Annotated in this window: 9 protein-coding genes, 1 pseudogene and 2 riboswitches; of the genes and pseudogenes, 5 read left to right on the forward strand and 5 right to left on the reverse strand. The window is 35.6% G+C overall.

Going from position 1 to position 12,759, the window contains the following annotated elements; genetic code table 11:
- The first annotated feature begins 127 nt into the window (after positions 1 to 127).
- Positions 128 to 676: a hypothetical protein gene (locus tag NKG37_RS08395; RefSeq protein ID WP_254416067.1), complete on the forward strand. Its 549-nt coding sequence runs from the start codon at positions 128 to 130 to the stop codon at positions 674 to 676.
- A 341-nt stretch (positions 677 to 1,017) separates the two neighbouring features.
- Positions 1,018 to 1,803, forward strand: a complete 786-nt coding sequence (locus tag NKG37_RS08400; protein ID WP_254416068.1) for a divergent polysaccharide deacetylase family protein — start codon at positions 1,018 to 1,020, stop codon at positions 1,801 to 1,803.
- A gap of 260 nt (positions 1,804 to 2,063) precedes the next feature.
- On the opposite strand, the pseudogene NKG37_RS08405 reads toward NKG37_RS08400, so the two are convergent.
- From NKG37_RS08405 to mgtE, 5 genes and pseudogenes are all read right to left on the reverse strand, one after another.
- A pseudogene (locus NKG37_RS08405) lies at positions 2,064 to 3,569 on the reverse strand (mechanosensitive ion channel).
- A gap of 294 nt (positions 3,570 to 3,863) precedes the next feature.
- A complete protein-coding gene (locus NKG37_RS08410; RefSeq protein ID WP_169187725.1) occupies positions 3,864 to 4,526 on the reverse strand; it encodes a potassium channel family protein in 663 nt (220 codons plus the stop codon).
- 178 nt (positions 4,527 to 4,704) lie between these two features.
- On the reverse strand, positions 4,705 to 5,157 hold the full coding sequence (locus tag NKG37_RS08415) for a Dps family protein (protein ID WP_016201275.1): 453 nt from the start codon (positions 5,155 to 5,157) through the stop codon (positions 4,705 to 4,707).
- A 292-nt stretch (positions 5,158 to 5,449) separates the two neighbouring features.
- A complete protein-coding gene (locus NKG37_RS08420) occupies positions 5,450 to 6,619 on the reverse strand; it encodes an FtsW/RodA/SpoVE family cell cycle protein (protein WP_016201274.1) in 1,170 nt (389 codons plus the stop codon).
- A 534-nt stretch (positions 6,620 to 7,153) separates the two neighbouring features.
- Positions 7,154 to 8,512: a magnesium transporter gene (gene mgtE / locus NKG37_RS08425; protein WP_016201273.1), complete on the reverse strand. Its 1,359-nt coding sequence runs from the start codon at positions 8,510 to 8,512 to the stop codon at positions 7,154 to 7,156.
- Positions 8,513 to 8,745: 233 nt separating this feature from the next.
- Positions 8,746 to 8,844: riboswitch (purine riboswitch) on the forward strand.
- Positions 8,845 to 8,907: 63 nt separating this feature from the next.
- On the opposite strand from mgtE, the gene NKG37_RS08430 reads away from it, so the two are divergent.
- The 3 genes from NKG37_RS08430 (at position 8,908) to sfsA (ending at position 12,462) form a co-directional block, all read left to right on the forward strand.
- The gene (locus NKG37_RS08430) at positions 8,908 to 10,242 is read left to right on the forward strand and encodes a 5'-deoxyadenosine deaminase (protein WP_254416069.1); all 1,335 of its coding nucleotides are present in this window, start codon (positions 8,908 to 8,910) and stop codon (positions 10,240 to 10,242) included.
- A 696-nt stretch (positions 10,243 to 10,938) separates the two neighbouring features.
- Positions 10,939 to 11,715: a hypothetical protein gene (locus NKG37_RS08435; RefSeq protein WP_016201271.1), complete on the forward strand. Its 777-nt coding sequence runs from the start codon at positions 10,939 to 10,941 to the stop codon at positions 11,713 to 11,715.
- A 12-nt stretch (positions 11,716 to 11,727) separates the two neighbouring features.
- Positions 11,728 to 12,462, forward strand: a complete 735-nt coding sequence (sfsA, locus tag NKG37_RS08440; protein WP_254416070.1) for a DNA/RNA nuclease SfsA — start codon at positions 11,728 to 11,730, stop codon at positions 12,460 to 12,462.
- 51 nt (positions 12,463 to 12,513) lie between these two features.
- Positions 12,514 to 12,721: riboswitch (cobalamin riboswitch) on the forward strand.
- The last annotated feature ends 38 nt before the right edge of the window (positions 12,722 to 12,759 follow it).

Here is a 12,759-nt window from a genome sequence, read left to right on the forward strand (position 1 = left end):
GTTAAATTTAGCGAACTGTTTTTTGTATGAAAAAAAATATATATGAATACGTGAAAAGGTTGAAAAGATAAATCTATACCTTGAAACAAATAGCGTTTTCATCGTATCTAAAGTAAGGGGGGATACGATGAAAAAAACTGTAATGCGCGTTTTTATAATCCTTTTCGTAATCGGAACTATTTTCTTCTTTGTTTATCGTACTTCGAATACCGAGATTGCCGAACAAAAGGAAGCTGTCACTACCATTCAAACGGTTTTGGAACATACATTCACAGGACCAGAAGAGAAACTGGCCAATTTGTGGGAGACTATTGATAACAAGGAAATAGAGGATAATGAAGTGGAGGCGGCATTAGCAGAATGGAATTCATATACGGCTAATAATTTTAAACCCTACTTTACAGAAGAATTCTATCATTCTTATATTGCTTCATATGGTGAGAATTTCTTGCAAAAGGCTCATTGGAACGGCTATCAGTTAAAAATGAGCAATCTGGAAGTGGAGAAAGCAGATACTAAATTAGAGAATATTTACAGTTTCTCTTTAACTGTTCATTATCAAAAAGAGAAAGTTGTAAATGTTACTGGGCAAGCAAATATAAATAAGGACGGATTGATAACTGGGATGGAAATTAAAGGGAATAAACTATGGGAGGAATTAATGGATATAAATTAATATACCCCTTATTCTCGCGGAGGATTGTTTTTTATAATTGGCTGTTTTCTAAAGGATTGTTGTTTTTTTAATCGAAAAAAAGAATTAGTTGGAAAAATGGAGCAGCGGAATACACGAAGACGCCACGGGGATTAGCGAGACAGTCTGAGACCCCGGATGCGAAGCTGAAGAGGCTTAAGCCTAGCCACACGGAAAGCGAAGTGTATTCCGGCTGCGGGTAATCGCAACAAACTTTACGAAAACAGCCTTATAATTAATAAGAACTTCATTGATTCTTATATATCGTGGTATGCAACCTGCCTTTATGGAAAATACTAACGGAAAACAAGGTAGGTTTTAAAATGAAAAAGATAATATTCTTCTTATGTTTTCTTTCGTTTCCATTAAGTATCTCCGCACAAGAGGCGGATCCATCTAAGAATCAAGTGAGAAAAGAGTTAGCAATTGTTATTGATGATTTCGGTAATAACATGAAAGGAACAGAAGAGATGCTTAACTTACCTGTTCCAATCACGGTCGCGATTATGCCTTTCCTATCTACGAGTAAAGAAGATGCTATCCGTGCCCATAAAAAAGGTCATGAGGTTATAGTTCATTTGCCATTAGAACCGAAAAAAGGGAAAAAAAGCTGGCTTGGACCTGGTGCGATTACAACGGATTTATCAGATGAGGAAATTAGAAAACGGGTGAAAGATGCGATTGAAAGTATCCCTTATGCTGTTGGAATGAATCATCATATGGGATCAAAGGCTACGGAAGATAAAAGAGTGATGAGAATTATCCTTGAGGAATGCCGTAACCACAGTCTTTACTATTTAGACAGTAAAACAACGAGCAAAAGTGTCATAAAGGATTTAGCTGAGGAATTAAATGTACCTTATTTAGAAAATGGTCTCTTTTTTGATCATATATACACAAGTCAATATATTACGAAGCAAGCTAGTCGTTTAGCGAAAAAACTAGATACAGAGCAGAAGTTTATCGCGATTGGGCATGTTGGAGTTTCCGGACCAGCCGTAGTAAGTGTTTTAAAAGAATATATTCCTGTTTATCAAAAAGATGCCGATATTGTACCACTTTCTACACTAGTAGAAGGTTATGAACTGCTGGATACCGATTTGCCATAACCAAATTTTAAAGAAATAGAAAAAAGAGCAAGCCATCACGCTATAACGAAATCGAAATATGACGCTGGTCTATGCTCTCTTTATTAGATTAAACTATGAAATGGGTTTCATAACAATAGCTGTTTTTGAAAATACTGACAAAATGGCTTCATACTTTGAAGGAAAGGCTGTTCCAGCTGCGAGTAATAGCAATAAACTTAACGAAAACAGCATAAAGAAAAGAGGACAGACGATATTTTCCGTCTGTCCTCTTTTGATGATTAGCTGTTTAAAGAATTATCATCATTTGGTTTTTGGATAGATGTTTGTTCCATTTTTGTATCCAGTTTATCTAATCGTTTTTTAGCAAATTCCTTGCCGCCAAGACCAAACGCAAGACCAAATGCTAATGCAAGACCGCCGAGGATTAAAATAAAGGCAGAATTGACGATAGAAGATGCTACTCTTAATTGGTCAAGAGCCATAAAAACAGAAAGAGTGATAATCGCATATTTTGCGATAACTGGTAATACTTTGAAGTGAGCACCTTGTAAAATAATGCTTAGTAACTGCTGGACGAGATAGCCTAACCATAAGCCAACGCCAAGAATGACAATTGCAGCGATAACCATTGGTAGGTAAGCAATAACCGCAGTAGATAATGTTACTAAAAATTCTAGTCCTACTATATTTAAGGCTTGTACAGCCAATAAGAAAACGATCAGAATTTGAACAATAGTACCAATAATGTTAGAAATACTAGTATTGGCGTTAAGACCCATTTTTCGTACGTAAGTATCTAAACTAAGTTTTACTTATAACGTAACGACCATTTGTTTTACCCATTTTCCTATCCAAATACCAATTAAGATGAGGACAATGGCAGTAGCGATATTAGGAATCATCGTCAGAATATCATTTAACATATTAATAGCTGGCTGAGAGATTCCTAGGATATCCAACTTTTCAAGCGCTGATATAACAGTTGGAATGAGAATGAAAATAAAAACAATGTTTCCGATAACAGAAGATAAGCTTACATTATCTAGAAGTTTGTTAATGCCTAATCGATTAGTTAAAGCCTCTGTGCCGATTGCTTGCAGGAAGTTTGTTAGAATGGTACGCACAATTTTTGCTACAAACCAACCTACTAAAACAATCAGTGCTGCAGCTAAAAGTTTTGGTAAGAAGGCAAGAATGCTTTGAAGCATATTGGCAAATGGTTCCGAAACACCATATAAATTAAGAGCGCCTAAAACGGCAGGTAAGAATAATAACAACACTAAATAAAAAGCAATATTAGCTACTTTATCCATTACATTTTGCGGGCTATTCTTTTCTGCAAGATTCCACTTCTGTAATTTCTCATGAACCTTTAAGGTGCTTCCTGTTTTCTTAATAAGGTATTTTAATCCGGAAGCAATGACCCAAGCAATTAATAGAATCAACGCTGCTTTTAATATATTAGGAATTGCTCCAAGGATAGATGAAAGCATATTCACTAGTGGAGAAGTAATTACCGTTAAATTTAAAATATTAAAGAATAGGGTAAAGACAAAAACTAATAATAAATAATAAACTATTTTACTTATTATCTTTTCAGAAGAATATTTTTTAGGTTTTCCTTCGGGAAAAATTTTATTATCTAAGTTTGTTTTTTGCAGTCCTTTATAGAGGGCTTTTTCAATGATTTTTGCAATAATCCACCCTACAATTAAAACAACTACCGCTAAAATAAAATCAGGTAGCTTGTCCCAAAAGGAATTCCAATTCCAGTTATAGTACATATACTTCACTCCTTGATTTGATTTAGGCATTTTTTAAAGAATATTGTTCCGCATAGGAAGTAAATTTGTTTACAGAGTCGATTTCCTTCTCTAATCCGCGTTAACTTTATTTCCCATTAGAAACAACAACTTAATCAGCCATAATGTATTCTACTTAATACCCAGTGATGGAAGGATTAAACGTTGGATAAAATGGAGTTTAGTAAATAGGAGAGTAAATGAAAAAAGAGAATGCTTGAATGAAAGCCTTCTCTTTTGGTGTTTAATAAATATTTAAATTTATTTTTCGTGTGGTTATCTTAACGCCTTTTCTTCAAAATTATATAAGCAATCATTACTGCCTACCATAATTAGAATATCGCCTTGATGGATTACTTCATTTGCAGATGGAGAGACGATTGTTTCTCCTGCTCGTTGGATTCCGATAATGGTACAGCCGTATTTTGCCCGCACATCTAGGTCTAAGATGGATTGGTTATGTATTTTAGAGGAAGCGACCATTTCCACAATCCCATGTTCTTTAGAAAGCTGAATATAATCAATCATACTATCTGAAATGACATGGTGTGCAATTCTTTTTGCCATATCTTGTTCTGGATGAATCACTCGATCAGCACCGACTTTCTCGAGAACGCGTTTATGATAGACATCTGCTGCTTTTACCCAAACTTGGCTAATACCCATTTCTTTTAAAAGCATCGTAGTGAGGGTGCTGGATTCTACATCATCGCCAAAGGATACAAAAGCATGGTCAAAATTTCGAATTCCGATTTGGGTTAACGATGCTTCCGTAATATGTGTCATTTGCACACAAAGTGTAGCATATGCTCGATATTTTTCAACCTTTTCTAGAGACTGATCAATGGCTAATACTTCTGCTCCCTTTGTATGGAATTCTTCTACTAAACTGCCACCAAAGCTTCCTAGTCCTATTACAACAAATTGTTTTTTTTTCATGTTATCCTCCTAAGGATGAAAAATACATGCTTTTGCCATTATTATACTTTTTTCTAGATGAGAATGAAAATAATTTTTTCATGGGATGAGTAGATAATGGGGTTTTTTGGGGGAAAATAAAAGCCACTTTTTCAACATTAAGAAGAAAAAGTGGCTTTGTCCATTCTAAAAATAAGTGTTATTCAGAAAGATATGCAGTTAGCATCCATAAATGTTTCTCAATCTTGCCAATTAAACCAACTGCTAAATCATTTGTAATCACATCTTCTAATTCATCAGCATGTTCTGCTAATGCTTTTAATTGCGTATTGATATGGCTGAAATCTTCCACTAAAGATTTCACCATTTCAGTTGCAGTTAATTTGTCTGTGCTTTCTTGTAGTGTAGAAGTTTCAATAAATTCTTTTAATGTAGAAACCGGTTTTCCACCAATAGCAAGCAAGCGCTCTGCGATTTCATCTACTGCTTCAGCCGCTTCGTCATATAGCTCTTCAAATTTTTCATGTAGTGTGAAGAAAAAAGGTCCCTTTACATACCAATGATGTTGGTGAAGTTTTGTGTATAATACGCTCCAGTTAGCGATTTGTACGTTTAATTCTTTTTGTAATTCAACTTTTGTTTGTAATCCCATGTTAACAAACTCCCTTCAACTGATTATATTTTAATTATAACAAATTCTAAATTAAAATCAATACTTATTTGTAATTATTTTAATTTAGTTTTTATTATAATTAGATAAAATGAATGGTCATCTTGTTGTTATAACAGGCTGAACTTAAGATTTTACTTTTTATTTTTTGTTGTCCTATTAAATTATATACCCTAATTATATAAGAAAGGAAACTAAAGGAGGAAGAATTCATCAAATAGACAAATTTGAAAAAAAGACTCAGCAATGCGCCGAGTCTAGATGATAATTAACCTTAAAAAGAAAGAGAGTTGGAAGAAAACATATAAGACTTATGGTGATATCGAATGCTAAACATGAGTCCCATTGCCATCATATTTGTCATTAGGGAGCTGCCGCCATAGCTAATAAAGGGGAGAGGAATTCCTGTTATTGGTAATAGCTGTATTGTCATGCCAATATTTTCGAATACATGAAAGGTAATCATGCTAATGACTCCAACGCTAATATAAATACTATATGGATCGGCTGTTTGTAAAGCGGTTCTAACAAGATGAAATATTAAGAGAAAATAAAGAATAATGACAATGCTGCCGCCGATAAAACCATATTCTTCGCCGATAATTGTAAAAATAAAATCTGTATGTCTTTCTGGAATGTAAACTTCTTCTTTTCCTAATCCTTTTCCGCTAATAAGGCCTGAACCTATTGCCATTAATGATTTAACTAACTGCATTCCTGCGTCTCCAGCATTATGAGGATCGAGCCAAGAATTAATACGATCAAATTGATATGGATCGACTCCCAAATATTTTTCTAACAATTCTCTTCCGAAAATAGCTAAGTAGAAAACGAGGGAACCAAAAGCTGCTGCCACTCCATATAAAGGAATAAGTATCTTCCAAGAAATCCCTGATACTAACATCATTCCAATTAAGATAGCCATTAACACGAGTGTCGTCCCAAAATCCTGGACAATAACTAAGCCAATCGGAATTCCAGCTACAATGCCGAGCTTACACATTAATAGGAAATCAGTTAAGAGCGTCTTATAGATTGTTTTCTTATGGTGATTATTTATTACTTTCGCAATCGCTAAAATATAAAAGACCTTCATATATTCAGATGGTTGAATACTGCCAAGGTGAGGAATAACATACCAACTTTGCGCTCCACCTCTTTTTGGTGTGAATTCTGTTACTGGAGCAATTAGTAGACCGATCAGTAGAATAGCCCCTATCCCGTATAAAATCCAAGTTATTTGTTGAATCTGTTCATTATCAAAGTACATAATAATGGCAATCGTAATCGAGCCGATAACATACCACATAATTTGTGATTGTAAGTAGGAATCTTTTGGACCTTGTGCACTGTATATAGCAATACAGCTAACTAAACAAAATAACATAAGTAAGAGGCATAATGTCCAATCGAATCTTTCAGAAAATCCTTTTTTTGTTCTCATTCCGGCAAACCCCTAGTTCAAATTTCTTACATGTATATAGACGGAATAGAATCCAAAATTGTTTCCTTATTTTTCATAATCCTATAAAAAAGATGGCTCTGTTGATTTAGATAGAGGGAGGAAAATTAGATAAACTCTAAAAAACAAAACAAAGAGGATGGGACATAACTAAATAGATACTCTGTAAAGACGAACAATTTCTAATATAGCTAGTAAATAGCGGCTGCTTTCGCATACTTTTTACAAGAGGAAATATAATTAGTTGGAAAAACAGAGCAGCCGGAATACACGAAGACTCCTATGGGATTAGCGAGACAGTCTGAGACCCTGCAGGCCACAGGCCGAAGCGGCTCAGCGCGAGCCCCATGGAAAGCGAAGTGTATTCCGGCTGCGGGGAATCGCACCAAACTTCATGGAAACATCCTTTGAAAAACAAATAAAAGCCCGAACAATTATACGGAACATTCATTAGCATCTTCGTATAATTGTTCGGAATTATCCTTGGCTGGAATACTTATGTCCCAGCCTCTTTGCTCACATTAAGTGATTAAGGAAAATTTGCGCGATTCCGAAGTAAATAAACAACGAAAATATATCATTAAGTGTAGTGATTAATGGCCCTGATGCAACTGCTGGGTCAATGTTCAATTTATAAAGAATGATGGGAATGATGGTACCCGATAATGTTCCGATTATAAGTGTACAAATTAAGGACAGACCAACTACGAGACCAAGCATTAAATCACTTTGCCATACATAGGCAATCAATGTAATAATCACACCACATGTAATCCCAATAATCAAGCCAACTAACAATTCTCTAAATATCAATTTCGTTACAACGGTTTTATTAATTGTATTAGAAATAAGTCCACGAACAACAACTGCTAATGATTGAGTTCCCGTGTTACCAGTCATACCTGAGATCATGGGCATAAAAAAGGATAAAGCTACAACTTTTGTTAGTACATCTTCATAGTTGCTTATAATACTGCCAGATACAACACCGATAAATAAAAGTAAGATTAACCATGGGAGTCTTCGATAGGCTGCAACAGTTGCTTTTGTATCAAAATCTATTGATTTACCTGAAGCAGATAGTTTTTCAATATCTTCGTTTGCCTCTTGAAAAACAACATCAATCATATCATCGACTGTGACAATCCCCATTAATATGTTTTCTTCATTAACGACTGGGATAGCTAAGAAATCGTACTTCTGTATGGTTTGCGCTACTTCCTCCTGGTCCTGATCCACGGTTACACTAATAACTCGTTCATACATAATGTCACGAATCTTATCCTGTGGTTCAGCAATCAAAAGGTCACGGTAGGAAACAACACCGACTAACTTTCTTTTTTGATCCACTACGTATAAATAGCTTAATGTTTCCGCAAAATCAGCAAAGGACTTTAGTTTATCCACGGCTTCACGTGTCGTGTAATAATCACGAATCCAAACAAAACGGTTGGTCATGAGACGTCCAGCAGTTTCATCTGGATAATTCATTAAGTTTTGTACAATGAGAGATTCTTCTTTTTTCATACCAGAAAGGAGTTCTTTAATTCTTTCTGGGGCTAGTTCATTTAAAAGGGAAGCTAGGTCATCGTTATCCATTAAGTCTAGAACTTTCCCTGTCTTGTCCATTCCTAATGTATTAAGAACTTCAAGCTGCTCCTCTTTATCTAACTCCTCTAAGAGATGGGCTAATAAGTCGACTTTAAGAAAAAGCAAAAAACGTGCCCTATGCTTATCGGGGAGACCCTCATAAATTTGAGCTATATCATAAGGTTGTAGCTCATCAACGATGGATTCAAATTCAGATTTTTTATTGTCTTTTAGTGTCTGAATGATGTGAAGTGTGATTTGATTTTCTGTCATTTGGTGTATCATACTTCTCACTCTCCCTTCTCTAGGTTTAGGAAATTATTCGACATATACCCTGTTTTATTATATGTAATTAAATGAAAGAATGAAATGGATAATTCTTTGTAAAAAAGGAGATTTTGAGAAAATATCTCATCACACATGAAAAAACAGTGTTAAATATTCTGACAACTTACTTGAAAAGATAAGATTCTGGATTAAAATTAGGATATATCATGAATAAATGGTCACAGGCATCTGCCACAATTGCGACATTTTTTCGTATATCCTTAATAATTGGGTTAAGGGTCTCTACTGGAAACCGTAAATTTCTTGCTACGAAAAAATATGCTTAACTAGCATATTTTTTCGTAGTTTTTTTGTGTTTATTCCGAAATTGAAACAAGCAAGGGGGAAAAACAATGGGGAATTTGTTAATCAAAAATGCACAGATAGTAACAATGAACCAAGCGGAAGAAATTGTTATGGGAGATATTTATATGGAGGATAATATTATTAAGGAAATAGGGGTGGATATTCATAAACAACAGGTGGATAAAATAATTAATGCAACAAATAGAACGGTAATCCCTGGATTTGTTCAGACACATATTCATTTATGCCAAACACTTTTTCGAGGAAAAGGGGATGATCTCGAGTTGATGGATTGGCTCAGACAAAGAATCTGGCCACTTGAGGCTGCCCATGATGAAGAATCTATTTATTATTCTGCCATGCTTGGAATTGGAGAGCTGCTGGAAAGCGGAACAACTACCATTGTAGATATGGAAACAGTTCACCATACTGACTATGCTTTTCGAGCGATTGCTGAAAGCGGCATAAGAGCAGTTTCTGGAAAAGTGATGATGGATAAAGGGACTGAAGTTCCTTTAGCCTTACAAGAAAAAACTGTGGATTCTATTCAGCGAAGTGTGGACTTATTGGAGAAATGGAATGGCTATGATGATGGAAGAATTCGGTATGCATTTTCGCCGCGGTTTGTTGTTTCTTGTACAGAGGAGCTGCTGAAAGAGGTAAAGAGTCTTTCAGATAAATATGGAGTAAAAGTACACACCCATGCATCAGAAAATAAAGGAGAGATTCAAATCGTCCAAGAAGAAACAGGGATGAGAAATATTGTTTACTTAGATCATCTTGGCTTAGCAAATGACCGCTTAATTTTAGCACATTGCATTTGGTTGGATGAAGAAGAAAAGCGGATTATTCGAGAAAAAGGAGTTCATGTCAGCCATTGCCCTGGCTCTAACTTAAAGCTGGCATCTGGAATTGCGGATACGCACCATCTCCTTTGCCATCATGCTTCTGTTAGCTTAGGAGCAGATGGTGCTCCGTGTAATAATAATTTGGATATGTTTAATGAAATGAGGCTGGCCGCACTTATACAAAAGCCGATTCATGGTCCAACGGCAATGGATGCAAAAACCGTTTTTCGAATGGCAACTATTGGTGGGGCAAAGGCGGTGGGGCTCGAGAAAGAAATTGGCAGTCTCGAAATTGGCAAGAGAGCAGATTTAGCAATTTTAAACCTGCAAAATTTTCATACCTTCCCTTCTTATGATGTGGACCCAATCTCAAGAATTGTCTATTCCGCAACACGAGCTGATGTAGAAACAACTATCGTAGACGGACAAATAGTAATGGAAAATAAAATCATGAAGACAGTGGATAAATCTATCGTACTAAAGGAAGCAGATAAAAGTATTAAAAGGCTGTTAAGTAAAACGAAAATAAATTAATTTGGACAAATGATGGACGCCGTATTTTAGGGAAGATGGATAGTTGAGTTAATCCGTTGCCTATAGTACGGTGTATTTTTGTTTTAGATGGTGGAATTGGCTGATATAAGAGCAGTTTGGCTGAAAAGGATCGAGTTTGGCTGAAAAGGGATCGAAGTTGGCTGATATATGAGAAGTTTGGCTGAAAAGGGATCGAGTTTGGCTGATATATGAGCAGTTTGGCTGAAAAGGAAGCAGAATTGGCTGATATATCAGCAGTTTGGCTGAAAAACAAGAAAACTTGGCTGATATCCCCCTCCGTTGGTTGAAATATCACAAATTTGTCTGAAAAATTTACTTTTTTAATGATATCTGTTCTCGGACACATCCATAATAGAAAGTTTAACGAATATCCACCATGGATTACTCCTAAATAATCCGTAATCCAAGGTGCTTAAATTCCTTTTTTTTCTAAATTGGAGATTATGTAAGCTATTTTGCCTAATATTTGTTAAACTAAAATGGTTACAATATGTAAAACTAGATGTATGATGGAAAGTATGAATACATGGGCATTCATTTAAAGTCTAATAACATAGAACAAGGGAATATTTCTTGTAATCAGATAGATAAAATGGAGTATAGGCAATTTCAGTAACAAGAAAGTAAGCTATAGCTCTTCCGTTTACAAGCTAATAATGTTTGGAGGTTTACTTGATGAAAAAAGGTAATAATGATATTCGAGATGTGGTTTATATCCATCTAAATGAGAAAGAACGCTTTGTCCTCTCTTATGGCATAGAGTTTAGAGAGTTTTACAGAATACTGGCAGATACTCTTTCCTCTATTTTGTTGTTAAAGCATCAGTATGAAGATGGAGAATTTCATATACATACACAGTTCGAATATGTTCCAAACAATAAATTAGCCCATTTATCGAGGGAAGATGTTTATGGGTACGGAGATTTTGTATGGGTCGATTTTGATGAGACAGAGACATTGGATATTTTAGAGGGCCAGACAATTGCCGAACTGCTTTACTTAGGACATAAGCTGGAGGCGCTCAGAAAGCCATTTTTTCAGCAACTGAATAACCAATATGCTTATTTGGCTCATGATGATGGTTGGTTTAATAAAATTTATTATAAAAACATGGATTCTTTTTATCGATTGTTTTCAGAAGTCCTTGCACATAAAGTGACAGACCTTAAATTGGAGAAGGCGCTGCTTGGTATGAAGAAGAAGAGACTTTATCCTCCGCTCCCACAAGAGATTGTTGTGGAGTTAAAACGTTATATGAGAGAAGGCGTAGTTTTATCCATTGAAAGAGCCTATCAGACACGATTGAAATTGGAGATTCCGATATGGGTTTTAGGGGATTTTGATAATATGGATGATATGTACGAAGAATATGAGAAGAACAGTAAGCAAAAAAGTGATGCATTGCTTGTTTTTGATAAAAAATTAAGAGAGTGGCAATTAGCTACGGTTTAATTGGAGACTGATATGAGTAAAAAAGTATTTGTAGGCTTTCCAGCAGCATTAAAGAAAATGACTTTTGTGGAGAGACCGAATCGGTTTATTTTACATTGCTATGATGAAGAAACAGAGCAAATCGAAAAGGTACATTTAGCAGACCCGGGCCGACTAATAGAGCTTTTGGTTGAGGGGGCTATGATTTATGTTCTCCCAAGCACAAATCCTAATCGTAAAACAAAATGGACGGCAGTATATGTCGAGTCAAACGGACTGCTTGTATCAATAAATACTTCATATCCTAATAAGCTAGTAGAAGTTATGCTGAAAGAAGCGATGGTGGAGGAGCTTTGGCCGTATCGTTGGATTAAATCAGAATATACGTATGGAAGCTCAAGATGGGATTTTTTATTAGAAGATAAAGAAGGGAATCAATTGCTTCTCGAAGTAAAAAGCGTCACTCTAGCAAATGATGGAATTGGGATGTTCCCTGATGCAGTCACAAAAAGAGGTTCAAAGCATGTGCAAGAATTATCTGCGATTGCGAAGGAAGGCACTATAAAAACAGCGATTTTATTTGTTGTGCAAAGAGAAGATGTTGAAATAGTGACAGGAGCAGCAGCAATTGATCCGGTCTTTGCCAAAAACTTAGAAGAAGCTGCACGCGCAGGGGTGCAATTATTAAGTTATACTTGTATTTTGACAGAGCAGGGAATTGAATTGGGTAAAGCTATCCCAGTTGATCCATTTTTAAAAATTCAATAAAAGAACATTTATTTCTCCTTACTTTGATTGTATAATCAAAAAGACGAAAAATGAAAATAGTTAGATAATGGTGAGACTTTTTGTAAAGGGTTGATTGATTTCAAAAAGTTTCTTAAAAGGGAAGTTGGTGAAAATCCAATACGGTCCCGCCACTGTAAGTGATTGTATCATGGGTAAATGCCACTGTACGAATGTATGGGAAGGTTCCATGTTGCGCAAATCATAAGTCAGGAGACCTGCCATTTTCTATACACCTAATAAGCCTACGAGGATAGGGAGGTGTGGACTGCGCTTTGA

The organism is Niallia sp. RD1 (assembly GCF_024219955.1).
Lineage (GTDB): Bacteria > Bacillota > Bacilli > Bacillales > Cytobacillaceae > Niallia > Niallia alba.